This window comes from Bartonella sp. CR127HXZ (genome assembly GCF_042194555.1).
Lineage (GTDB): Bacteria > Pseudomonadota > Alphaproteobacteria > Rhizobiales > Rhizobiaceae > Bartonella > Bartonella grahamii.
Genome location: NZ_JBHIMZ010000005.1, coordinates 104,367 through 129,061 on the forward strand (window position 1 = coordinate 104,367; position 24,695 = coordinate 129,061).

Sequence of the window (24,695 nt, forward strand, 5' to 3'; positions counted from 1 at the left end):
TAAAAAATAATATATGTTTAGATAAATAGCACTATTAGCGTGCATTATAAATATTCTATTGTTGCTCTGTTTATTGGTTGCTTTCTATCTTTTGTTTTGAGTGTATGCGGTGTTTTTTATTTGTACTATCTATTAGGGAGAAGAAATAGGGTTTGGAAAGTGTTTTCCTTATAAAGAAGTGCGTAGGATTTTAATGGATCAATACACAAATTTTCTTGATGTTTGAGCTCATTTTACGGGTTATCTGTAAATAGTATAACGTAAAATCTTCATGAATGATATGAAGTCTATTGCTATCATCATTTTATTGGCTAATTCAATGTTGTGGCAGTTTTGGGCATATTGGGCATATAAGGGTTTTGATGATTTCATCATGAATAGATTTAAAATCAGAAAATGCTTTTTATGAATAGGCTTAATGCAATAAGAGCTGTCAAATAGAATGATGATATCGACTTGTAGCTTTATGAAGTAAAGAGAGTGGTGTGTAATAAATCTTAGGCGATTATAGGGGATTCTTGAAAAGGGCTCGAGCACATTAAAAGTTTTTTTATAAGGCGCCATAAATGAATAACATAATGGCAGTATGGGGGTGTTCTTTTTCGCGTGAGAAGCGCGGATATTAAAGAACGTAAAAAGTAAAAACGTCCTCTCTATTATTCTAAAGATATTGTTGTATATGCTTTTGAAGATTGTATTAAAACAACACTTGTTATTTTGTAATTTTTCTTGCTATCCGTATTGATTTGGTTCATGTTAACAATTGTATATTGTATCTTAATTTTTAGAATATAGGGTTTTGTTGCACGATAGAAGAGTAAAATATTAGCAAATATATTTTCTTTAGAAATCTTGTTTTGTGTAATTATTGTTTTTGTGGAATAGCAGTTGAAGTTGATTTGGGGATCCGTATATGTTTTGGGAATGTTTGGGGACTACAGTTTTTTTATGCAATATGTAAACTTTAAAAATTATTCAATTGCTATGTTCTTATAAGCGGTGTTTTTTGTCTTTATAAGTGTGTGATGCACTGAAGATAATGTTTCTTATTTAATAAAAATAATCTGAAATCCAGTTTAAATAGAAAAAGAAGGAAGTTTTTTTATGCGTGTTTATTATGATCGTGATGCGGATGTTAATCTTATTAAAGGGAAAAAAGTAGCCATTGTTGGTTATGGTTCTCAAGGGCGTGCGCACGCTTTAAATTTGAAAGATTCCGGTGTTAAAAATGTGCAAATAGCTTTACGTTCAGGGTCGGAAACAGTTAAGAAGGCTATGGCCGATGGTTTTGAAGTGGTGAGTGTTGCGGAAGCTGCAAAATGGGCAGATCTCATCATGATGGCAACACCAGATGAATTGCAAGCTGATATTTATAAAGAGCATATTCATGATCATTTACGTGATGGGGCGGTGATTGCTTTTGCGCATGGTTTGAGCATTCATTTCGGCTTAATTGAACCTAAAAAAACAGTTGATGTTGTGATGATTGCTCCTAAAGGTCCAGGTCATACAGTGCGCAATGAATACCAACGTGATCGTGGTGTTCCTTGCTTAATAGCGGTGGCACAAGATGCTTCAGGACATGCTCATAATGTAGCATTGTCTTATGCATGTGGTCTTGGTGGTGGACGTGCTGGGGTAATTGAAACAACATTTAAAGAAGAGTGCGAAACTGATCTTTTTGGTGAACAAGCGGTTCTTTGTGGAGGTCTTGTTGAACTGATTCGGGCAGGTTATGAAACATTAACACAAGCAGGTTATGCACCGGAAATGGCTTATTTCGAGTGTTTACATGAAGTTAAACTGATTGTTGATCTCATGTATGAAGGGGGCATTGCAAATATGAATTATTCGATTTCCAATACGGCTGAATGGGGCGAATATATGTCTGGTCCACGCGTGATTACTGATGAAACAAAAGCAGAAATGAAGCGTATTTTGAAGGATATTCAGACGGGTAAATTTACGTCAAATTGGATTCAAGAGTATAAAGCTGGTGCAGCTCATTTTAAAGGCATGCGGCGTTTAAATGATAATCATCCTATTGAAGAAGTTGGTAAAAAACTTCGTTCTATGATGCCTTGGATAAAGTCTAACGCTTTGGTTGATAAAGAGCGTAATTGAAGCTTCTAAAGAGATATTTTGTTAATAGCTTTTATAATTTTATAGATAAATATCAAAAAAGGGTAACTTTAGTTACCCTTTTTTATATGTTTTTTGCAACATAAGCTTTATTTTTTAATTTTTTGCATAATTCTTTCTTCCAAAAAGAAAGTATACAATTCCTAAAAATATGAACCACGCTGGAGTGTATTTTAAAGCTATGGCAGTATCAGCTTCTAATGATAATAAATAAATAATGAATGCAAAGAAAACAAGAAGCGCCCAACACATAATAACACCTCCTGGCATTTTATAAGGAGAGACAGTATGCTGGAGAGGACGATTACGACGATAGACGATATAGCTGATCAAAATGATAGACCATACAAATATAAACAAAATTGCGGCAATCGTCGTAACAATTGTAAAAGCAGCTATGAGGGTTTGAGATAACGATACAATTGCATAACCAAATAAGATGCATAAACATGAAAAGAATAATGCGTTGGCTGGAACGTGGTTACGAGAAAGTTTTCCTAGAAATTTAGGAGCACCTTTTTGTGTTGCTAGCCCATATATCATACGGCTGGTAGAAAAAATTCCACTATTTGCTGAAGATGCGGCAGCTGTGAGGACAACAAAGTTCATCAAACCAGCAGCAGTTGGAATACCAATAAGTGCATACATTGTTACAAATGGGCTTTTTTCTGGACTGATTTGATTCCACGGTGTCACAGACATAATCACAAGAAGAGAGAATATATAAAAGAATACAATGCGGATTGGTATTGAATTAACAGCCTGTGGTAAAGCTTTTTGAGGCTCTTGTACTTCAGCAGCAGCTGTTCCAGCGAGTTCAATGCCAACAAAAGCAAAAATAACAATTTGGAATCCAGCAAAAAAGCCTGTAATTCCTCGCGGAAAAATATTTCCACCATTCCATATATGGCTAAGAGAAGCAACCGTGCCGTTTGGAGAGACAAAACCGGTAAAGATCATATAAAATCCTACAACAATTAAGACTAGAATTGCTACGATTTTGATAAAACCAAACCAAAACTCAAGTTCGCCAAATAGTTTTACGGCGACGAGGTTAAGAATTAAAAAGGACATAAGACCAATTATAACAGGAATCCACGAATTGAGTTCAGGCCACCAAAAGTGTGTATAAGTGACAATAGCAATAATTTCAGCAGTTCCGGTGACAATCCAACATAACCAATATGTCCAGCCGATAAAGAATCCGGCACACGGACCTAGAAGATCGGTTGAGAAGTCAATAAAAGATCGATATTGTGTATTAGAAAGCAATAACTCTCCCATAGCACGCATGACAAAGTATAGAGCACAACCAATAATTGCATAAACGAGTAGAATTGAGGGTCCTGCTACACTGATTGTTTTTCCTGATCCCATGAAGAGACCTGTTCCAATAGCTCCACCGAGGGCTATAAGTTGTATGTGTCGATTATGTAGTCCACGTTGCAATTTCTTCTTAGGTTTTTTTTCTAAATTTTGTTTGTTCATTTTTGGGAAGTTCCCCTTAGTTATTTTTAAATAAAAATTATCCTAAAAAAGGTAATGCCTTCTATCGGAACACGCTATGGTTAAGGAGTAAAGGAATTTTTTTCTATGACTATATGTCAATAAAGAAAAAACATTATAAATTAATGGAATAATTATTTTATACATAAGAACTAAAATATAAATTATATTATATTTTTTATGTTTTATACATAAATTATAAACATTATATATTATTTATTATTTATAATAAATAATATTATTTATTATAAATAATAATTTATTATTTATATATATTTTATTTGCAATTATTTTGTAATAAATCATTGTATTAAATAGCTTTCATTTAAAATTATTTATTAATAAATATTTTCCTTTACAGAAAAATATAAATAAAATTATAAATTTATTAAATTTAAATATTTGTATATAAATATAATAATATTCAAATTGTTAAAATATTATTTAAATATTAAAAATATATTTTAAATTTAAATTTAAATATTTATATTTAAAATTTATTATAAATAGAAAAATATTTTCATAGAATCTTTTTTTATTGTAGATAGCTATTAAGATATATTCTGTTTAGAGCTGTATTTTTAATTTTGCTAAAAAATTGAATATAACTTTTTGGGGGTGGTTTTAGATAAAAGCTCATGTTTTATTAATAAACAATATCAGTGAAGTTTATAGAGAATTCTTCACAGAAGAGCGCGTTTCTTATCCTATAATGCAGTAAAATACTGTTGTTTAGAGTAGTGATATAAAGCATATAAAATTTTACATATTAAGTATTTTTAGAATGTGTGGTGAGTATTCAGGGTAGGGCTAGCCCATAGAGCCTTATGTAGGTGAATCATATAAGTGGTCAGCAGGCATCTCTCTTAACAAAGTCGGATTGTTTACAAACCAAGACTTGCGAGGAATCCTCGTCTTTTGAGGTATGAGGAGGAGGTTAAGTAGAAAAAGGGTAACTTTAGTTACCCCTTTTTGAGATGTTTTGTATAGATTTTATTTGTTCTTTGGAGAGATTTTTTTTCTTATAAATATAAAATACATTATACCTAAGAAAATAAACCAAAAGATACTGTATTTTAAAGCTGTTAGGGTATCATGTTCTAATGTCAATAAATAGAGCATGAAAGCAAAAAAGACTAACACGATCCCGCACATAATGACACCTCCCGGCATTTTGTAGACGGATTCAGCATGTAGATGAGGGTGATTGCGACGATACACAATATAGCTAATCAAAATGACGGACCATACGAATAAAAATGCAATCGCTGAAATGCTCGTCACAATTGTAAAAGCACTTATGATGCTTGGAGATGATGATGCGATTGTGTATCCTACTAAAATACATAGGCAGGAAAAGAACAGAGCATTGGCTGGAACATGGTATTTGGAAAGCTTCCCTAAAATTGGAGGAGCACCTTTTTGTGTTGCAAGCCCGTATATCATGCGGCTAGTCGAAAAAATACCACTATTTGCTGAAGAGGCAGCCGAGGTGAGAACAACAAAATTGACCAAACCAGCAGCTATTGGAATGCCTGCAAGCCAAAACATGGAGACAAAGGGACTTTTTTCTGGAACAATTTGATTCCAAGGAGTAACGGACATAATCACAGTGAGAGAAAGGATGTAAAAGAGTACAATACGCACCGGTATTGCATTAATTGCTTTAGGGAGAACTTTTTTAGGTTCTTTAACTTCAGCTGCCGTTGTTCCAGCAATTTCTATACCAACAAAAGAAAAAATGGCAATTTGAAATCCAGCAAAAAAACCTGTAATTCCTCGCGGGAAGATATTTCCATCGTTCCATACATGGTTAAGAGAGGCAACAGTACCATTCGGAGAGGTAAAGCCTGTGGCGATCATATAAAATCCAACAATAACTAATGCCAAAATTGCTACGACTTTGATAAGACCAAACCAGAATTCAAGTTCACCGAACAATTTTACGGCAAGGAGGTTAAGGATTAAAAAGAAACCAATGCAAGCAAAAACAACAATCCATGGATTAAGTGTTGGCCACCAGAAATGCATATAGTTAATGATAGCAATAATATCTGCAGCTCCAGTTACAACCCAGCTTAACCAATAGTTCCAGCCCACAAAGAAAGCGATTCCTGGTCCTAGCATATCGGTTGAAAAATCAATAAGGGACCGGTATTGTGAATTAGAAAGCAATAATTCTCCCATAGCACGCATTACAAAATATAGGGCACATCCAATAATAGCATAAACGAGTATGATGGAAGGGCCTGCTACACTAATTGTTTTTCCTGATCCCATGAAGAGACCTGTTCCAATAGCTCCACCGAGGGCTATAAGTTGTACGTGACGGTTATCTAGGCCACGTTGTAGTTTCATATGAGGACCATCTTTTAAATTTTGTTTACAGTTCATTTTTTGGGGGTTCCCTTTAATTATTTTGAGATTAAATTACACTAAAAAATGCATCATTCTGTATCGAAGCATGATATAAATGAGGTGTAAAGGAAAAAAACGTTTTTTATGATTTTGTGTGGATAAAGACAAGAATATGGTTTTGAAAAAAGAGGATGTTTTCCTCTTAAATAACGTAACAGATATTTGAATAGGAAGTTTTTTTATTGTTATTATTCACAATGGTGAGAATTTTAATTTTGCTCAAATAGCGCTCAAGAGTTCTCATCTTAGTTTAAGAAACAGTTTTTAATGATAGAAAATTAAAATGATTTTTAAAATCACTTTTTGTTTGTATGATGCTATCATAAATCAAAAAGTTACTTTTGTTTCATAAACGAAAAGAGGAATATCATAGCTTATTTCTTCTAAAGTAATTAATAAGGATTTTGTTTAGATATTGATAACATTTTATAAAACGTTGCGAGAAATTCACATCGTTTACACAAAAATCCTTGAGACTATGATAAAGAAATGCAGCGTAATTCAGTTATACAAAGAAAAAACTGGGGATTGTATAAGCTCTGTTAGAGGTTGAGCTATTCATCGTGAGAGACAGAATCAGAAAAAGATTGCTTTATTAGCTTTGCAATTTGTTATCAAAAGATAAAACTATCCAAAGAAAATGAAAAAAGAAAACAGAGATAAAACTGTTCCTGTCGCTATATTAATCGCACCTTTTATTCGCTGCTTTTTTAAAGCGGAGCTGGCAAATGATATAAAAATGGTCATCAAGGTAAACCATGCAAAGATGTTGAAGGAATGTATGGTTACAAGTTCAAAGCCTTTTTTAATGCCACCACCAGAAGATAAAAATTTCGGGAAGGCCGCTATATAGAATATTGATACTTTGGGGTTTAGTATTTGTGTCAGAAAGCCGTCTCTGTAGCTGGTTAAAAGCTTTGTTTCACTCGTAGCATGCTTTTCATTCGTTGAACTTCTTTCTTTTGAATTTAAGTTGTGTATTCCAGATTTAATTGATTTAAAGCCCATGTATAATAAATAGCTGCCATCCATGAGTTTTACTAAAAAAAACAGCGTTTTGTTGTTGAGAATGAGCGCTGATACACCTAGTATGGAAAATGCCCCCCATGCACATATGTTGCTGTACACAATCCTAAAACGTTTACAAATGCGTTCTTTCTTCCTAATCTCGTTGCATTATCGATGATAAGGGCCATATTCGGCCCCGGTGAGATGACTAAAAAAAATGAAACAATGAAAAAGGTCAGTATTTGATGATTCATTTTACTTTTAGCTCTGAAATTAATTGATTTTCGAGATACAATTCTATTCTGTCAAACTGAGAAAGTTTTCCGACACCCTGTGGAGTGCCTGTGTATATGAGATCACCACGTCTTAGCTGAATGTAGTGACTTAAAAATGAGATTATCTTCTCAAAGCTAAAGATCATATTTTTCGTATTGCCAACTTGTCTTGTTTCGCCATTCAACTTCATTGCAAAGGTTATTGGGTTGTTTATTTTTTCCTTGTTTATGAAGTCAGAGACGTATGCAGCGCCTTTAAATCCTTTCGATAAAAGCCAAGGAAGCCTTTTTCCTTTCAGTTTTGTTTGCAAATCCCGCGCTGTGAGATCAAGACCTATTGCTACGGCATCATAGCATTTTTCTGCTTCTTCCTCTGTGACCATGAAAGCGTCCTTTGAGATTTTGAGCACAATTTCAGTTTCAAAATGGATTTCTTTGGAAAAATCAGGGAGATAAATTTCATTGCCTAAGATGAGTGAACTGTTTGGCTTGCTAAAGATAACGGGTTCATTTTCAACAGTATTGCCTAGTTCATGAACATGTTCAACATAATTGAGTCCAACACAGTAAATGTCATTTATCATAGGAGCCCTCCAAATTTTTTATTTTTTCTTTGTATAGGCAAGAGAGAACTTTGCAAACAACATTTTTTCTTATCTCGTGTTGTGCGTTTTCTGAACAAGAGGCATTGTGTGGGTTGATAACTAACCACGATGACAGCCCTTAGCATTGTCTCTCTTTTGAAGAGTGCCTAATCTTACAGTTTTTGAGAGATAAGAAACACTGCTTTCATTTTGGTTGCTAATCGCGTGAAATTCCTTTAATACTTTAAAGGTGTTTTTGGTTGTCTAGGCAGCGATCAGTAGGGTCTGAAAGCCCTAAAGTTTGATCATAAAAATGAGCCCACTCTGTGGGTGTATCGGAATTCTGGGAGATTTTGCTATGTCCAAGTGCGATGAGCACTAAAAGCAAAAAAGCTGATTCAAACTCAGTACTTTCAGGCTTCCGGAATACTAATGCGAGGGCGCTTACACCTGCACAAGTCCCCTTGCTTTCCTTTGCGGTATGTTCTGATATATGAATTGGCAAGCGTCGTAAAACACAAGATGATGCTGTCGAACTCGATGTTTCAGATCTCGCTCTACCAGCTACCACCTGATGCTCAAAAACTTTGAGAAAAAGCAAATAAAGCCTTAGCACATGCAATGACCGTGGTGTTTGCTACTTACCAATCAATCCAAGTGATTGCGGATGAGCAAAAGGAATGTGATTTATCCGAATTTGATCTGATCATTTGTGATGAAGTACACCGTACGACTGGGGTTGTGTTGGGAACAGACAAACGTGAATCTGAATTTATCAAGGTTCACGATAACAGCATCATTCGGGGTAAAAAACGTCTGTACATGACAGCAATCCCCAAGGCCTTTACGGATAATGCCAAAAAGCAAGCCAATGAGATCAATGCCGTTCTGGCTTCTATGGATGATGAAGAACTCTATGGAAAAGAGCTTTATATCTATACATTCTCTCAAAAGCCGTTAAGAATGAACTTTTATCTCCTTATAAGATTATTATTTTGGGTGTTGATGAAGAGGAAGTAAGTCAATCCATTCAACATCTGATAACAGATGAGAATTATGGACTTATTCTTGACGATAAAACCAAGATCATAGGCTGTTATCAAGCCCTTGCTAAAATAGATCTGAAGGTTGACTTGAGTGATAACCCAAATCTCATGCGTCGGGCTTTGGCTTTTTGTAAAGATATCAATAGGTCTAAACGTATCCGTGATACATTCAATTCTAAAGAAATACAGAAAGAATTATATGATCTTCATAAGGTCCATAAAGAGACTCCGCCTTTTGACTGTAAATTTGCTCATATTGATGGAACACAAAGTGCCAAAGAACGTAATAAAGCCCTTGATTGGCTTAAGGAAGATGCGGGGGAGAATGTTTGTCCGTGTTTGCTCACCAATGTAAGATATCTCTCTGAAGGAGTAGATGTCCCTGTTTTTGATGCGGTTATGTTTTTACATCCCCATAAAAGTCATGTAGATGTCATACAGGCGGTGGGGCGTATCATGCGTCGTGCAAGGAGAAAAAAGAGAGGCTATATCATTTTACCCGTTGGGGTACCTGCCAGTGTTTTTGCTCGTGAGATGCGTCCGTTTGGTTCTCTGATACATCCTTTAATTCGAGGACGTCCGCGTTTTGTACGGTTTTTTCTCTTTGCCATATTTTATCAGTCAGAATGGGATAGCATCATTAAGAGATGCACTATGATCAGCAGCACCTGAAACGATAGCATAATTTGGGGTAGTAATGGATGAAGGAGTAGGGGATGCCGATTGATCTTTCTTTGCATCAAGTAAATATAATTCGCCTTTAAATTGTGGCAAGATAATCTCTGTTGAGTAACGGCCATACCCATTTTTATCTTGCCATTTGCGTGTCTGTAATTTGCCTTCTACGTAAACCTTTGAACCTTTGTTTAGATATTGAAGTGCAATTTTTGCCAAATGTGGATTAAAAATCACAACTGAATACCATTCTGTTTTTTCTACTTTTTGATTGGTCTTTTTATCTACATAGCTCTCAGAAGTCGCTATACTAAAATTGACTATTTCTGTACCAGAATTCATTGTTTTGCTTTTGGGATTAGCACCTAAATAGCCAATTAACATCACTTTATTTAGCATGTTTTCACTTACTTTTTTAATAATTTTTTCAATTATTTCAAAATGATATTATTATTTTTTAACATATAAAATTATGTTTTTTTATCTTTTGATAAACATAAAGCCACATCACGCAAATGACATGGCTTTCTTTTTGCTGTTTAAAAGCATAGTGTCACAAATGCTAGCATTGACCACAAACCTGAGCATTATCAGAAATATAGGCATCATTATAAATCCATGCATTACCACCAACCCAGCAATTCCCTTCGTGACTTAAATTGCCCTCATGCTCTATAAAACCACCAAGTCATCCGCTTTTACATTACCAAAGTCTCTTAATGCACGTATGCGATAAATGGTTCGAACTCGATCACTTAAAAGATCTTTCACTGTTTTCATTTCATTTGTTAATTCATATTTTTTTTGCAAGAGCGTGCTTTTGAAAGGAGGGGGTATCATTTGCAACAGTAGCAATAATGGAGGTCATTTGATTTTTAACTATAGCGTTCATACTAGTAATCCTTAACGTAATGGAGTTTTCAATTGACACCCTATAAGGGCACTGGGCGTTGAAAACACGGCGTTAAGTCCGTCGCTATGCTTTCCCCTAAAAAGGGTCTTGTATGACATAACCACACCCGACAAAATCATTATATGTCCTCACAAGCACAAAAGATAGTCAGTATTTTAAAGGCATGGGAGAGGCTGTTTCGTAACCTATCCGCTTAACTCTAAGTATTTTTACACACTTGATACTTTCTTAATAGCATGACTTTGCAATTTTTTCTTTTTTATACTTACCTAATTGAATATAAATCGCTTTTTCTAGCTTGCTATCTATAAGGTCATAAGAATGAATTCTTTGTAAAAAATTATAAAATCGGAAATTTTACTATGGCTTTTTAACTGAGCACTGTAGTGCGTAAATGGACATGTTTATTAAATTGCGTGTGCTTAACATAAGAAACAATACACAGACTAAAAAGAGTACTAAAGAGCAATATCTAAGTACCAGTATCCAATGGAAAAGAAAGCTTATGCTCCAAGTACTTAGAAATGATGGGTAAAGAGACCGTTTCTTTATAACTACTTGGGAAAATTAAAACGACAAGCGCTAAACTTATTAGCTTTAAGAGTCTGTGCATATACTGGTGTAAATCACGTGTTAGTTTCACCCAACCTGTTGTATTTCCGCATTTGTATTTTGGGTTGCTCTGCAATTCAGAAGGAATATTGGAATTGCATAAAATTGCAAAAACAGTTGTGACTATTACCAAAGAAACAGATGCGAATGTCAAAATACTCTGAATAAAGTAAAGATTTTTTTAATTCCTAAAAAACATAAAAATATAAAAGTTATAATGCCAAACAAGGCTCTTAGCTGCTTATCTGTAAACATATTGATTTCCTGCGGTTTTCGATAATTTTTTGATCTCTCTGTTGATCTCGTCTATAAGAGGTTCGTAATTGAGAATGTTTTTTAGAATAGCACCACCGTAAACTCATGCTTTTACTTGTGCTTTGGTACTAAAATCCGCATTCTTAGGTGTTTTGTAATACTGATCAGCATCAAATTTTTCACACTCTCTTGTACCGTCTTCATATTCGTAGAGCTTGTAAAAATACTCCTCTGCCCCATCCTCCATGGTGTATATCCCACTGCTGTTGTAACAAACCTCTTTCGCATGGGCTGTTTACGTTTTTTTAAGAATAGATGTTTTAAAATGAACATGCTTTAATCCTAATTTTACAAATTTGTCTATTTGCCTCAAATTTGACCGTACAGAGCGTTTTATATTATAAATTTTTTATCATAAAATCTTAAATCGCTGTGTACGGTGCCTTTATGTCGATTTAAATGCACATCTAATCACAAAACGATCAGCACTTTTCACTAGTTTGCTAACCTGCAATGTTTTTCACTGTTCCTCCAAGACCATTTAAAATCCCTTCAAGCTTTTGCTTTTCAACCAACGTGAGTGGTCTTGAATCCTCTTTCATTGCCTTTTCTTTCAGCCTTTTTTCACGGGTGTTCAAAACAGCTTTGCGTACAAGATTGGCTTTCGCCAAAAGACTGTTTTCCAAGTGATCTTGTAGCGCATGTCCTTTTGCATACACCGTCTTAATCATTTCTTCTTTTGAGGCATTGCCTTTATCTGTTGTTACCTTCATTTTTGTAAGCCATTGCTGAAAACGCAAATAGCGCATACCATCGCCTTCAAAACGAGAGGATTCAAAATTGACAGTGCTACTTGTTATATTGCTGTCTACACGAGAAATTGTCCAGCCTGTCTAGGTATCTAGATCAAGGCAGAGAATGGTTTGTGCATTGATGATCATATTCCCCCATTAAGGCTGTTGCGTATTTATATGTGCGCTATGACAGAGCGTGTTGTGATTGCCTGTCTTGAAAAAATGTTTGTGAGAAAATACTTGAAACTACTTTTTGGCTAAATTTTTTACTGCCATTCGAGGAAAATAATCTTGGAAGCAGTTAATCTTCGAATTTATTCTTCTTGTTTTTGAGTTACATCTTTTTGTGTACGTATTAATTTCAGCTTCTTTATTATCTTTTTTCTGAGCTTTTGCATTGTTTTACAAGAGTCATGAAGAGTAGGAGCCACCCCAAAATTAGCAATAAAATAGATAACAACTGCTTCTACTAAACTCAGATCTATCTCCGTTTCATACCTCACTTCCTTTTCTTCATATTATCTTACTCCTGTTAAGAGCGTGAATGGTGCTGCTGGTGTTGGAGAAATCTTAGGATTGATGATGAGGCATTTGTTAGATGCAAATGACCTCGAAAAAGAGCTTAAGCATTACAAATCAGTTACAACAGAAGTTAAGCGAATTTTACCAAGCCCTGTTGTGAAAGCTACTTAACGTTAAAAACATGACTCATTTCCTCATCCTTAAGGATGAGGAAATAGAGATTGACTGCCTCTCCACCCTAAAAGACGAGGAGGAGGTCAAAGTGCTAAAAAGGTACTTCAAAAAGCAGCAATGATTCGTATTTTAGCATCATCGCGGTGCCGTCTGATAGCGTTATAATGGAGTTGCGAAAGGTGGTTTAGAAGGTGGTTTAATTTTTGTTGATTTTTAATAAATCATTGGAAAATAAGGGGAATTAAGACAGTCTGGTGCGGACGGCGGGACTTGAACCCGCAAGGTCTTTGACCGGCAGATTTTAAGTCTGCTATGTTTACCGTTTTCATCACGTCCGCGATGAGAGTTCTCTCATAAGCTATATCTTTTATTGAATCAAGAATTAATGACAAAAGAAACATTTTTCATTTTTTTAGTAAAATTTTGACTGACAATAGTTTTCTTTATCGCTAGAAAAAGCTTTTATAATGTAAATAAAGCATGAAATGATTAGTGTTATGAGTCAATTTATTCAAGACGTCACAAAAGCTATGGTGGGATTGCATCACGTGTTTGCTGAAACACCACTTCAAAGAAATGATTTTCTTAGTCAAAAGTATGATGCAGAAATTTATTTAAAGCGTGAAGATTTAACACCGGTGCGGTCTTATAAGATTCGTGGTGCTTTCAATTTTGTTTCAGAAATGCTGAGCAGTCTATCACCAGATTCTGCATTTGTTTGTGCTTCAGCAGGGAATCACGCGCAAGGGGTTTCTTTTGTTTGTCGTTATTTTAAACGTAAAGGCGTGATTTTTATGCCTATGACAACGCCACAACAAAAAATTGAGAAAACACGTATTTTTGGTAAAGAATTCATTGATATTCGTTTGATTGGTGAAACATTTGATCAATGTTATGAAGCTGCGCAATCCTTTGTCGTAGAGAGCGGTGGTGTAATGGCTCCACCTTTTGATGATATTCGCATTATTACAGGGCAGGCAACAGTGCTTTGTGAAGCTGCTTTACAATGGAAAAAACTCAATGGAGAAAGTGAGCCAGATTTGATGATTGTGCCGGTAGGGGGTGGTGGTTTGGCAAGTGGGGTGAGCAAGTTTTTACATGAATATGGTTGGAAAACAAAGCTTCGTTTTGTTGAGCCGCAAAGAGCTGCAAGTTTGCTTGCTTGTTTGGAGAGTGGAAAACGCGTCAAGCTTGAAAATATTGACACTTTTGTAGATGGTGCTGCTGTGGCTGAAATTGGTGCGCTAAACTATACAATTCTAAAGAAATTTTCTCCTGATTCTGTCATTACGGTTCCTGAAAATCGTGTTTGTTCTACGATGGTTGAAATGCTTAATGTTGAAGGTGTGGTCCTTGAACCGGCTGGTGCTTTATCGATTGATGCGCTTAACAGTATTCCTCCTCAAGAGTTAAAGGGGAAAAAAATTCTTCTCGTTATTTCAGGAGGTAATTTTGATTTTGAGCGTTTGCCAGAAATTAGAGAGCGTTCTTTACGTTTCCAAGGGTTGAGAAAATATTTTATTTTTAGTTTTCCGCAACACCCTGGTGCATTGCGTCATTTTCTTTCCACATTATCACCAGATGATGATATCGTACGTTTTGAATATCTTAAAAAATCAGCGAGAAACTTTGGTTCTGTATTGGTTGCGATTGAAACAAAAAAATACGGTAATTTTTGCCTTTTAGAGGAAAAATTTCAAGCGTTAGGTTGGCGTTATCGTGATATTACTGATGATCAAACGTTATTTGATTTCGTTATTTGAGGAACTGAAATTTTACTAAAACAAGAAGTACAATGATGAAACCTATTTTTTATTTGGTGCTGAGTCTATTTTTCTTTTTGATTGTTAATCAACAGAGTTTAGCATCTCAGCCTACAATAATACAAAAAGCTGAACTTTCAAGAGTTGTTGTTGATGTCAATAATGCTATAAAAAATAGGGATTTTACACCTATTTCTCGTTATATGCCTGAGCGACTTTATAAAGAGATGGCACATCGATTGAATACAACAGAGAGTGCTTTACGTAGTGATTTTCTTCAACAGTTGCATAGGAAATTTGAGGATTTGCCTTCTGGTGCTTATTATTTAGATAAAGAAAATATAGAGTATTTACAAACTGATAACGGTACTTTGTATGCTTTAATTCCAACAGTTCTTGAGATGAAGGATCGCATCATTCGATATAAAACTTTGGCGATTTTTGATAAAACTCAATGGTATTTAATTTATGGCGGTCAAAAAACTTTACAAAACCCAGTTTTTCTCGAGATTTATCCTGATTTTATCAAGGTACATTTACCGATGGACACAATCATCAAAAAGTAAACGATCTAAATATTGTTTTTTTATTCATGATAAATGTATTTCGTAAAGTTCTTGCTTTTTTATCATAATCCAAGGATAATGGGGATGAAGGCATTTAGGCTGGTTTGTTGGCTTTTTGTAAAGTGAAGTTTATACGCCTTTATCTTGATTTCAAGGTGCTCATGAGTTGCGCAAGCTGCTTTTTAAGCGTTGCTTCATTTAAAATGTCAGGGATTTCTCTTGCGCGGATTCTTGAGTGGAAAGTTCAGCTGGTTACTTGTTTTGAGTTCTTCGGCTGAGGAAAGATTGTATTTTGCCTATAAACGAAGAAAATGTTTTTACAAAGTTAGGTTTGCCTACTCTTTTGATTAAAAATTTACTCATTGCTGGGATGAGTAAACCTAAACCTATACAAGAACAAGCTATTCCAGTGATGTTGAAAGGACACGATATTTTAGGTGTTGCTCAGACAGGTTCTGGAAAAACCTTGGCGTTTGGTTTACCTATTTTAAGTCAGATTTTGGCTTTGGGTAATAAACGCTGTCCTAAAACTGCACGCGCTTTGATTTTAGCTCCAACGCGTGAACTTGCTGTCCAGATTGATGAAATGATTCGCACTGCGGCGAAGGGAGCTCATCTTTCAACATGTCTTATTTTTGGGGGCGTGTCACGTTTAAAACAAATTAAACGTATGGAAGCAGGTGTGGATGTTTTGATAGCGACTCCAGGGCGTTTGAGAGATCTTGTTCGTGAAAAGTGTGTTGATCTTTCCCAATCTCGTTTTTTGATTTTGGATGAAGCAGATCGTATGTTGGATATGGGGTTTATTCATGATGTCAAGCAAATTGCAAAGCTTTTGCATCAAGAGCGTCAGACAGCACTCTTTTCTGCAACAATGCCGAGGGAAATTGCTGTGCTTGCAAAATGTTTACTCAATGATCCTGTTAAAATTGAAGTTGTTCCTCAAGGTACTACGGCTGTAGAGATTTGCCAAAAATTATATTGTGTTCCTACGAATGAAAAAAAGAATGTTTTAAGTAAACTTTTGACAAATCCAGCTTTTAATTCGGTTATTGTTTTTACCCGAACTAAACATGGGGCTGATTCTGTTACACGTAGTTTGGCAAAGATAGGATATTCAGTCGCAACGATTCATGGGAATAAATCACAAGGTTCTCGCCAGTCTGCTTTAAAAGCTTTTCGTGAAAGATCTGTGCAGATCCTTGTGGCAACAGATATTGCTGCACGCGGTATTGATATACCAGGGATAAGCCACGTTATTAATTATGACTTACCAGATGAAGCTGAAAGTTATGTACATCGTATCGGTCGTACAGGACGTAATGGTGCATCTGGTGAAGCACTTACACTTTTTGATGAGAAGATAGAAAGGGAACGGTTGCGTGCTATAGAGCGCTTGATTCGTATGAAATTGGTGGCTGAGTCAGTTCCAGAGCAATTTGCAGCGTTTCCAGAAAAGCCAATTGTGCCAGAAAGTAGAGAAAAAGAAAACGATAAGGAACGCCGTTTTAAAAAATCTAAACGTCAAAAACAGTTTTTAGGTCGAAAAGATGATGCCGCACAGTTGCAGCGGAAGAATTCTTCATCTCCAAATGAGAGGCATAAAAAAGCAAAAGCGGTGCCAAAGCGTGCAAAGCCTTTTCGTTTTCGAAAATCAGTTAAGAAGGCTGCCTAGATAAAGTCTTGAGAAAAGATTATGTACTGGAGATTTTTTACTTTTGTTGATTTGTTCTCAATTGAAAAGAGGTATAAAATATTCTTGCCAAAATAAGAAGGTCTTTTAGAGGTTTTCATTTCTAAAAAATGAAAACCTCTAAGTGTTTGGATTATTTAAAAATCTTTTAAAAAGAAATTATTACTGTAGAGGCGATTATTTATTTTCTTTATTTCCATTTTTTAAAATGGGAATGAAAATAGATTTTATTTATATAAAATTATTTTTTAAAAGATGTGTTTTATCTTTAATGATAACTTTTAATTTTAAAAATTTATTTCTAATAATAACTCATTGTTTTATATATTGATAATTCATTATATCGTAAAATTTTTTTCATTTTGAAGCTATTTATGTGGATCAATCAAAAGTATTCATTTGCACGTTATATGTGAAATTATCGTATAGATAAACATTTGAGAAATAAATAAAATGATTCTTATAAACTCTTTCAAAGGCAAGGGGTATTGCTAAGATTGAGAGTTGGAAAATAGTATGATGGTATGGCTTTTATTATAAATAAAGATGGGATGATTAATCGATTTCATTTTATATCATTTACGGGAGTCATTGTGAAATGGGCTTGGGGGGAATTTAAGAGATATCTCTTTAGAAAAGCGTGTGACTGCATAATGAAATAGCAAGAATGTCATGATTTCTGAAGGCTTTCTCAGGATTCTTAACAATTTAGCTTGTTATCTTGGTTTTTATTGTAAAACACTATTATTTGGGGGGATATAAAGCCTATAAGACTTTATGTATTAAATGTTTTATGACAGTGGGATGAAATATCCAAGGCAAGGTTGTTTGTAAAGCGTTGAAGTGGTTAGCAGGAGGAACAACCTGTTAGATAAGACGCCGGAATGTTTACAGACTTGTTTGATGTTTTTTGCTTTTAAGATGGGGAGGCGGTTATGTGGGATGTATGGAGATAATATATGCCCTGATTGTTGTTTCTTCCATTTTTCAAAATGATTGCTTCATGAGCAGTTTTTTAAGTTTAATTGCTTTATGGAGTACAAATCATTTTTTCCTTGGACAAAAATTATATGAGATCTTTTTCATTGCTGATGGAGCTTAATAATTCCTTCTCGTGAAAGAAGCCCTATTTTATAATGTGCAAATAATTGCAGAGCTCTCTGATAGAGGCGCGGTAGTTTGAAAAAAGTAATCTTATTTGTGCTATTTTAAAATGAATCAATGGTTCTTTGCGTTCATTGAAAAAAATACATCCCGTAGGATATTGTGTTTCTACTTTATAGTAAAAACCTTATTCTCTCACTTTTATTAACGAATTCCTCACTTAAAAAAACATATGGAAAACCAATAAGTTATTTGTGATAGAAAAGAATGTGGCTCCCCGGGCCGGATTCGAACCAGCGACCAACCGGTTAACAGCCGGTTGCTCTACCGCTGAGCTACCGGGGAATGGTGCCCAATCATTTAGTTGAAAAGGCTATAGCAAAGCAATACTGATTTGCAAAGGATAAAATTACTTTTTTTAAAAAAATATGATAAATTGTGTAATAAGAGGAAAAAAGGCGAGAGAAAATTTCTACACCTTGACGGATGCGTTGCCTTCCCTTATTGAAACCTTTATGTTTGTTGACGAGGCCTCGTGGCGGAATGGTTACGCAGAGGACTGCAAATCCTTGTATCCCGGTTCGATTCCGGGCGAGGCCTCCAGCCGATTTTAAACGAAACGGCTTTTAGGGGAGATGAGGTATAGGAAAATAGATTATTTCCCTCTATAGTTGTTCCTCTATAGTTGTGAAGACACTTTTTTATGAGAGATCATACAGTTAAAATCTAATTGTTGACTGGAGCATCCTTTTTCGTAACGCTCATAGTTTGAGAGATCTTCGTCCATCATTGTCGCTGTTTTGTTTGTTTTTTGTAGGTTAGGAGAAAATATTCGTTATGGTTGCAGATTTTGCTGAGCTTCGTCGCAAAATGGTTGACAATCAAATTCGTACAGTTGATGTAACGGATTTATCAGTTCTTGAAGCGTTTTTAACGGTATCTCGTGAAGATTTTGTATCGGAAGATATGAAAGTATTAAGTTATCTTGATACCGACATTGTTCTATGTCCAGTACAAGATGGGGTTCCTGCACGCTATTTGATGAAACCTGCATCTCTAGCGAAATTACTACAGCTTGCCGCTGTAAAATCATCAGATGTTGTTTTAGATATTGGTGCAAATAGTGGTTATTGTGCAGCGTTGCTTGCAAAACTTGCAGGGTCTGTGATTGCGTTGGAAAGTAATAAATCTCTTTTTGAACGTGCTCTTGAAGCTTTAGAACGTAATCAATGTGATAATGTGGTTGTCGTTCATGGTCCATTAGAGCAAGGATATGCCGTTGAGGGACCTTACGATGTGATTTTCATTGAGGGATCTGTTGATTTTATTCCACAAGGTATCTTTGATCAAATGAAAGACTGTGGACGTCTTGTTGTGGTTGAAGGGTATGGAAATGCTGCTGTTGCACAAATCTATATAAAAGAAGATGGAATCATTTCTGCACGTCGTGCTTTTAACCTCGCTGTAAAGCCTATTCCTTGTTTTTTAAAAACACCTGGTTTTGTGTTTTAGTGCTTGTTTGTTTTGTGAATAAAAGATAATTTTGTAATTTATTTGGGGTTTGTTATTGTGTGTATTGTGTTTAGAGTAAACAAGAAGTTTCAGGTGTGTTTATTACTGGTGTTGAATATTTTACTATCAGATACTGTTTATGCTGAGACATTGATGGATGCCTTTTCTAAGGCTTATAAGCATAATGCTAAGTTGAATAGTGAACGTGCAGCTGTGCGTATATCCAGTGATGATGTTGTCATTGCGCGATCAGGGTTATTGCCTCAAGTTGAGGGGGTTGGGAGCTATGGTCGGAATAAGTCTTTTACAGGTCCTTATGTCACTTCTGGATCTATAGGCGTGAGATTAAATCAAAGATTATTTGATGGTTTTATCACGCAAAATATCTTTTCTTCAGCTCAAGTTAAGTTGCAGGCTCAGCGTGAATATCTTCGTAATGTTGAACAAAATACGTTTCTGGAGACAGTGACCGCTTATGCTAATGTCTATCACGCACGTCGTGTTGCCGATCTTCGGAGAGAAAATTTGGCAGCTCTTGAAGAACAAGTTCGTTCCAATAAAGCAAAATTTGATGTGGGTGAAGGAGGGCATGTTGATCTTGCTCAAGCTCAAGCTGCACGTTCCGTGGCTGTTTCAGAGCTGAGTCTTGCTCGTGCTGATGTAAAAGCAGCAGAGGCAGTGTATCGACAAGTTATTGGTTCTGATCCTGAAAAGTTGAAACGCCCACCCGTAGCCAAAGATTTTCCCGTCAACCTTGATATGGCTTACCAAATGAGCGTTGTGATGCATCCAGCAATCCTTTATGCTAAATATTTAGTCGATGCGAGTGTTTACAATGTAAAGGCGAAAGAAGGAGCATTGCTCCCTAAAGTTGATTTTTCTGCAACAGCATCTTATAATCGAATCTACAGCGGTGCTGGAGAGGATGGAGTTTCTAAATCAATAGGATTGTCAGTAAGTGTCCCAATCTTTGAAGGAGGTCGTACGTCTGCGCAAATTCGTCAATCAAGGGAACAGCTTGGACAGGCGCAGCTTCAACTCGATTTGGTGCATAGTAATACTAGGCAAGTACTTACTTCTGCTTGGTTTCAGTTGGAGGGCGCGCGCTCATCTGTTATTGCTTACCGTGAAAGTGTTCGTGCTGCTGAAATTGCTCTGAAAGGCCGTGTTCAAGAAAATCGCGTAGGGCAAGCAACGACGCTGGATGTTTTAAATTCTCGTACTCAATTGATTAATGCTCAGATTGCGCTTGCAATGGCGGAGCGTAATGCTGTTGTGGCAAGCTATAGTGTTCAATCTTCTATTGGTAGATTGACTGCAAATTATTTAGGTTTAAAAACAATTAAATAATATATCCGATAATGCATAAAAGTATCTCTTTAATCTTAAATTATTTTAGTTTTTAAAAGATTAGTAAATCAATAGTTGAATATGTTTAAAAATAGAATGGTGAGATGTTATTTTTATAAGTGCAGAAAATTGTGTGTAGCGCCCTCTTTATGACAAGCATATTTGAAAATATCGCGGGAGGCATGTTGATCTTATGATTCTTTTGCATACACTGAAAGTATGATTCTATTTGTTGTTGCGTCTTTGAGAGGTTGTAAAGTATGGTACAGAGTTCAAGCGTGTTACGTGAGCCAAGTATGGATGAAATTTTAACATCTATTCGTGAAATAATCGAAGAAAATGCGGTTCAATCTGATCACTTTTTAAATGAAGATGTTGCAGTGAATGCTTCGGAAGGTCGTTCAGAATCTGCATCAGAGGGTATTTATGATACAACCTTATCGGTTGATGATGCTATGAAAGCTTTAGCTGATCGTATTGGTCTTTCTTCTGAAAATCAAGGGGGGAAGATAACGCAAGAGAAAGAGGATATAGAGGCAGAAAATAATACAGTTGGTATGGATATGCAAAAGATGAAGCTTTCTTCTGAAGAACGGAATTCTGTTTATAAAGCAAAAGAATATGAAGATGAGATAAGGAAATCACAGTCAGAAGCTAGAGGGGATGGTCATGTGGAATTGTCTGCATATTGTATTTCTTCTGCAGAAAGGATTGCAAAGGATGTGTTGCGTCCGGCTATAGCAGAATGGTTACAGTCTAAATTGCCTATTTTGCTGGAAGATATTTTGCGTGAAGAGATTGTGAAAGCGATTAAAAAATTATCTTAATTGTTTTTATGTTTTTCATTTTATGAGAATTTTGTTTGCGATTTTGCGAGCTCTCTAGTGAATAGCTGAAAATCACGGGTTTTTGATCGGGATTTGATCATATATTGTGTTTTTCAGTGGCGTTATGGATGGATGGAATGTTAGAAAAAAACTATGATGCTGCCTCTATAGAGCAACGGGTTGCAAAGAGATGGGAGACTCGTGGGGCCTTTAAAGTGGGAGCTGGTTCTAAAAGCGGTGCAGAACCTTTTTGCGTTATGCTTCCACCTCCTAATGTTACGGGCTCACTTCATATGGGGCACGCGCTCAATACGACAATTCAAGATATAATAGTTAGATTTCAGCGGATGCGTGGCAGAAATGTCTTGTGGCAGCCTGGTATGGATCATGCTGGGATTGCTACACAAATGGTTGTAGAGCGTCAACTTGCAGAACGCCAAGAGCCAACGCGTCAAGAAATGGGGAGAGAAAAGTTTATTGAGCGTATTTGGGAGTGGCGTTATGAAACTGGAGGCGTTATTGCAAACCAGTTGCGTCGCCTTGGGGTTTCATGTGATTGGTCGCGTGAGCGGTTTACAATGGATGAGGGGTTGTCGCAGGCAGTTCGTGAAGTCTTTGTCACGCTTTATAAGCAAGGGTTGATATATAGGGATAAGCGCCTCGTCAATTGGGATCCTAAATTGTTGACAGCTATTTCAGATCTTGAAGTTGAGCAAAAAGAAGTTCAAGGACATTTGTGGCACTTTAGATATCCACTTGAGGGTAAAATTTTTGATCCAAATGATGCGACAACTTTTATAACAGTGGCGACAACACGACCAGAAACAATGCTTGGTGATACAGGAATTGCCGTTAATCCTGAAGATGAGCGTTATAAAAATCTTATCGGTAAAAATGCTCTTTTGCCACTTGTTGGTCGTAGGTTATTAATTGTTGGTGATACGCATGCTGATCCTGAAGCTGGAAGTGGTGCTGTAAAAATCACACCAGCTCATGACTTTAATGATTTTGAAGTAGGACAGCGTAATCATTTACGCTTGATCAATATTTTTACCCAAAAAGCCGAGATTTTTCTCCGTGAAAATGAAGCATTTTTTGATGGTTTGATTTTATCAGATGAATTAAAAATGTTAGTAGAAAATCTCGATAAATCTGATCGTTTTTTTGCGCGCCAGAAGATTGTTTCTTTGATGGAAGAACAGGGATATTTAGCCTCTGTGGACGATCATACCCATATGGTTCCTCATGGAGATCGCAGTGGTGTCCCTATTGAGCCGTTTTTGACAGATCAATGGTATGTTCATGCTGCTAAATTAGCAAAGCCAGCGATAGAGGCTGTTCAACAAGGCAAAACGCAGTTCGTTCCCGATAGCTGGAAAAAGACTTACTTCAATTGGATGGAAAATATTCAACCTTGGTGCATTTCTCGCCAATTGTGGTGGGGACATCAGATTCCTGCTTGGTATGGTCCTGATGGAACGGTTTTTGTTGAAAAAAGTGAAAAAGAGGCTTTAGATTCAGCTTTTGCTCATTATGGTGAGGTTGTTGAATTAATCCGTGATCCGGATGTTTTAGATACTTGGTTTTCATCAGCTCTTTGGCCTTTTTCAACATTAGGATGGCCAAATAAAACGACTGAATTATCTACTTTTTACCCAACATCTTTATCCGTGACAGGATTTGATATTATTTTTTTCTGGGTTGCTCGTATGATGATGATGGGACTTCACTTTATGGGTGACGTTCCTTTTCCAACGGTCTATGTGCACGCTCTTGTTCGGGATCAAAAGGGTGCAAAGATGTCAAAATCAAAGGGAAATATTATTGATCCCTTAGAGCTTATTGATCAATATAGTGCTGATGCACTTCGGTTTACTTTAGCTATTATGGCAGCACAAGGTCGTGATGTAAAACTTGACGCTTCCCGTATTGCTGGTTATCGTAATTTTGCTACGAAATTGTGGAATGCTACCCGATTTGCACAGATGAATGGTGTGAAGCATGATCCAACTTTTAAGCCAGAACAAGCAAAATTGGCGCTTAATCGTTGGATTTTAACAGAATTATCCAAAACGATTTCAGCAGTGACGGCTGGTATTGAACACTATAAATTTAATGAGTCAGCTGCCACACTTTATCGTTTCATTTGGAATACATTATGTGATTGGTATTTGGAGCTTCTCAAACCTATTTTTCAGGGGGGAAATGAAGATGCTAAAAATGAGGCTCAAGCTTGTACTGCTTGGGTTTTAGATGAAGTTTATAAACTTCTTCATCCTTTTATGCCTCATATGACGGAAGAGTTGTGGTCTCTTACAGAAACGCAAGCCATCAAGCGTGAGGATATGCTCGCATTGACAAAATGGCCAGAGGAAACATTGATAGATGAAGAAGCTGCTGATGATATTAATTGGCTTATTGATGTCGTTACAGGGATTCGGTCAGTACGTTTTGAAATGAATATTCCAGTGGCTACACAAGCACCTCTTGTTGTTGTTGAAGGAGGGGAAGTAACGCGAGAGCGTGTGAGGCGTTATGATGCACTTCTTAAAAAATTAGCGCGTATTGAAGTTATTGATTTCTCTGATAAAGTTCCGGAAGTATCGGCACAAATGATTTTGGGAGAGGCTGTTTTTTGTTTACCATTAGGACAGTTGATTGATTTGGAGGCTGAACGTGTTCGTTTGAGGAAGGATGTCAGTAAAATTGAACAAGATATTGAAAAAATATCGCTTAAGTTAAACAATCCCAAATTTATAGCAAATGCAAAAGCAGAAATTGTTGAGCGTGAACGGAACAGGGTTGTAGAACTGCGTGCAGCGCAGAAGAAAATATTTGTTGCTTTAGAGCGGTTGGATTGATTTCAGCTTTTTATTTTTTGATGGATGATTTCATACTATTAGGGCTGGTGTAGATCTTCTTTAAAGAAACTTTTTCTTTTGTTAGTTTTTCATGA

At 36.1% G+C, this 24,695-nt stretch carries 16 protein-coding genes, 3 tRNA genes and 4 pseudogenes; 11 read left to right on the forward strand and 12 right to left on the reverse strand.

The annotated features are described in order from the left end of the window. The first annotated feature begins 1,104 nt into the window (after window positions 1–1,104). Window positions 1,105–2,124: a ketol-acid reductoisomerase gene (gene ilvC / locus ACFIKY_RS04440; RefSeq protein ID WP_375661455.1), complete on the forward strand. Its 1,020-nt coding sequence runs from the start codon at window positions 1,105–1,107 to the stop codon at window positions 2,122–2,124. A gap of 114 nt (window positions 2,125–2,238) precedes the next feature. Here ilvC and ACFIKY_RS04445 read toward each other — a convergent pair whose 3' ends face one another. From ACFIKY_RS04445 to ACFIKY_RS04465, 5 genes are all read right to left on the reverse strand, one after another. Next, entirely contained in the window at window positions 2,239–3,630 is a 1,392-nt protein-coding gene (locus tag ACFIKY_RS04445; protein WP_375636198.1) for an amino acid permease, read from the reverse strand. A gap of 1,011 nt (window positions 3,631–4,641) precedes the next feature. Further along, entirely contained in the window at window positions 4,642–6,042 is a 1,401-nt protein-coding gene (locus ACFIKY_RS04450) for an amino acid permease (RefSeq protein WP_375636200.1), read from the reverse strand. A gap of 651 nt (window positions 6,043–6,693) precedes the next feature. Then, complete coding sequence (locus ACFIKY_RS04455; protein WP_375636202.1) at window positions 6,694–7,194, reverse strand: LysE family translocator; 501 nt, start codon at window positions 7,192–7,194, stop codon at window positions 6,694–6,696. A 130-nt stretch (window positions 7,195–7,324) separates the two neighbouring features. Further along, the gene (locus tag ACFIKY_RS04460; protein ID WP_375636204.1) at window positions 7,325–7,933 is read right to left on the reverse strand and encodes a fumarylacetoacetate hydrolase family protein; all 609 of its coding nucleotides are present in this window, start codon (window positions 7,931–7,933) and stop codon (window positions 7,325–7,327) included. A gap of 244 nt (window positions 7,934–8,177) precedes the next feature. After that, complete coding sequence (locus ACFIKY_RS04465) at window positions 8,178–8,504, reverse strand: hypothetical protein (RefSeq protein WP_375661462.1); 327 nt, start codon at window positions 8,502–8,504, stop codon at window positions 8,178–8,180. Here ACFIKY_RS04465 and ACFIKY_RS04470 point away from each other — a divergent pair. After that, window positions 8,389–9,513, forward strand: a pseudogene (locus ACFIKY_RS04470) (helicase-related protein); the annotation flags it as partial. The gene ACFIKY_RS04465 and the pseudogene ACFIKY_RS04470 overlap by 116 nt on opposite strands. A gap of 87 nt (window positions 9,514–9,600) precedes the next feature. On the opposite strand, the gene ssb reads toward ACFIKY_RS04470, so the two are convergent. From ssb to ACFIKY_RS04495, 5 genes and pseudogenes are all read right to left on the reverse strand, one after another. Then, on the reverse strand, window positions 9,601–10,053 hold the full coding sequence (ssb, locus tag ACFIKY_RS04475; protein WP_375636206.1) for a single-stranded DNA-binding protein: 453 nt from the start codon (window positions 10,051–10,053) through the stop codon (window positions 9,601–9,603). 172 nt (window positions 10,054–10,225) lie between these two features. Further along, a pseudogene (locus ACFIKY_RS04480) lies at window positions 10,226–10,464 on the reverse strand (hypothetical protein); the annotation flags it as partial. Between the two features lie 463 nt (window positions 10,465–10,927). Continuing rightward, window positions 10,928–11,434: pseudogene (locus ACFIKY_RS04485) on the reverse strand (hypothetical protein). Then, a pseudogene (locus tag ACFIKY_RS04490) lies at window positions 11,421–11,767 on the reverse strand (hypothetical protein). Before ACFIKY_RS04490 ends, ACFIKY_RS04485 begins: the two co-directional pseudogenes overlap by 14 nt. 170 nt (window positions 11,768–11,937) lie before the next feature. Beyond that, the gene (locus ACFIKY_RS04495; RefSeq protein WP_375636208.1) at window positions 11,938–12,243 is read right to left on the reverse strand and encodes a hypothetical protein; all 306 of its coding nucleotides are present in this window, start codon (window positions 12,241–12,243) and stop codon (window positions 11,938–11,940) included. Window positions 12,244–12,768: 525 nt separating this feature from the next. On the opposite strand from ACFIKY_RS04495, the gene ACFIKY_RS04500 reads away from it, so the two are divergent. Then, window positions 12,769–12,921, forward strand: coding sequence for a hypothetical protein (locus ACFIKY_RS04500; RefSeq protein ID WP_375636210.1), 153 nt, complete (start codon window positions 12,769–12,771; stop codon window positions 12,919–12,921). Between the two features lie 255 nt (window positions 12,922–13,176). Here the strand turns inward: ACFIKY_RS04500 and ACFIKY_RS04505 are convergent. Continuing rightward, window positions 13,177–13,262 (reverse strand) — tRNA-Leu (locus ACFIKY_RS04505). 147 nt (window positions 13,263–13,409) lie between these two features. On the opposite strand from ACFIKY_RS04505, the gene ilvA reads away from it, so the two are divergent. The 3 genes from ilvA (at window position 13,410) to ACFIKY_RS04520 (ending at window position 16,928) form a co-directional block, all read left to right on the forward strand. Further along, complete coding sequence (gene ilvA, locus ACFIKY_RS04510; RefSeq protein WP_375636212.1) at window positions 13,410–14,687, forward strand: threonine ammonia-lyase IlvA; 1,278 nt, start codon at window positions 13,410–13,412, stop codon at window positions 14,685–14,687. Window positions 14,688–14,722: 35 nt separating this feature from the next. Continuing rightward, window positions 14,723–15,253: a hypothetical protein gene (locus ACFIKY_RS04515; protein WP_375636234.1), complete on the forward strand. Its 531-nt coding sequence runs from the start codon at window positions 14,723–14,725 to the stop codon at window positions 15,251–15,253. Window positions 15,254–15,545: 292 nt separating this feature from the next. Beyond that, window positions 15,546–16,928, forward strand: coding sequence for a DEAD/DEAH box helicase (locus ACFIKY_RS04520; RefSeq protein WP_375661456.1), 1,383 nt, complete (start codon window positions 15,546–15,548; stop codon window positions 16,926–16,928). Window positions 16,929–18,320: 1,392 nt separating this feature from the next. Here ACFIKY_RS04520 and ACFIKY_RS04525 read toward each other — a convergent pair. Further along, window positions 18,321–18,395, reverse strand: a tRNA-Asn gene (locus tag ACFIKY_RS04525). Between the two features lie 184 nt (window positions 18,396–18,579). Here ACFIKY_RS04525 and ACFIKY_RS04530 point away from each other — a divergent pair. From ACFIKY_RS04530 to ACFIKY_RS04550, 5 genes are all read left to right on the forward strand, one after another. Then, window positions 18,580–18,653: transfer RNA gene (locus ACFIKY_RS04530), tRNA-Cys, on the forward strand. Window positions 18,654–18,887: 234 nt separating this feature from the next. Further along, entirely contained in the window at window positions 18,888–19,562 is a 675-nt protein-coding gene (locus ACFIKY_RS04535; RefSeq protein ID WP_375636216.1) for a protein-L-isoaspartate O-methyltransferase, read from the forward strand. 108 nt (window positions 19,563–19,670) lie between these two features. Continuing rightward, window positions 19,671–20,912 carry a TolC family outer membrane protein gene (locus ACFIKY_RS04540; protein WP_375661461.1) on the forward strand — a complete coding sequence of 414 codons (1,242 nt, stop codon included), beginning with the start codon at window positions 19,671–19,673 and terminating at the stop codon, window positions 20,910–20,912. 260 nt (window positions 20,913–21,172) lie between these two features. Next, entirely contained in the window at window positions 21,173–21,739 is a 567-nt protein-coding gene (locus ACFIKY_RS04545) for a DUF2497 domain-containing protein (protein WP_375661457.1), read from the forward strand. A 137-nt stretch (window positions 21,740–21,876) separates the two neighbouring features. Beyond that, complete coding sequence (locus ACFIKY_RS04550) at window positions 21,877–24,600, forward strand: valine--tRNA ligase (protein ID WP_375636219.1); 2,724 nt, start codon at window positions 21,877–21,879, stop codon at window positions 24,598–24,600. The last annotated feature ends 95 nt before the right edge of the window (window positions 24,601–24,695 follow it).

Bases quoted from the DNA above. Each gene is read 5' to 3' on its own strand.
- ilvC (WP_375661455.1), top strand. From the start codon at position 1,105: ATGCGTGTTTATTATGATCGTGATGCGGATGTTAATCTTATTAAAGGG.
- ACFIKY_RS04445 (WP_375636198.1), bottom strand. From the start codon at position 3,630: ATGAACAAACAAAATTTAGAAAAAAAACCTAAGAAGAAATTGCAACGT.
- ACFIKY_RS04450 (WP_375636200.1), bottom strand. From the start codon at position 6,042: ATGAACTGTAAACAAAATTTAAAAGATGGTCCTCATATGAAACTACAA.
- ACFIKY_RS04460 (WP_375636204.1), bottom strand. From the start codon at position 7,933: ATGATAAATGACATTTACTGTGTTGGACTCAATTATGTTGAACATGTT.
- ssb (WP_375636206.1), bottom strand. From the start codon at position 10,053: ATGCTAAATAAAGTGATGTTAATTGGCTATTTAGGTGCTAATCCCAAA.
- ACFIKY_RS04495 (WP_375636208.1), bottom strand. From the start codon at position 12,243: ATGCGCTATTTGCGTTTTCAGCAATGGCTTACAAAAATGAAGGTAACA.
- ilvA (WP_375636212.1), top strand. From the start codon at position 13,410: ATGATTAGTGTTATGAGTCAATTTATTCAAGACGTCACAAAAGCTATG.
- ACFIKY_RS04515 (WP_375636234.1), top strand. From the start codon at position 14,723: ATGAAACCTATTTTTTATTTGGTGCTGAGTCTATTTTTCTTTTTGATT.
- ACFIKY_RS04535 (WP_375636216.1), top strand. From the start codon at position 18,888: ATGGTTGCAGATTTTGCTGAGCTTCGTCGCAAAATGGTTGACAATCAA.
- ACFIKY_RS04545 (WP_375661457.1), top strand. From the start codon at position 21,173: ATGGTACAGAGTTCAAGCGTGTTACGTGAGCCAAGTATGGATGAAATT.
- ACFIKY_RS04550 (WP_375636219.1), top strand. From the start codon at position 21,877: ATGTTAGAAAAAAACTATGATGCTGCCTCTATAGAGCAACGGGTTGCA.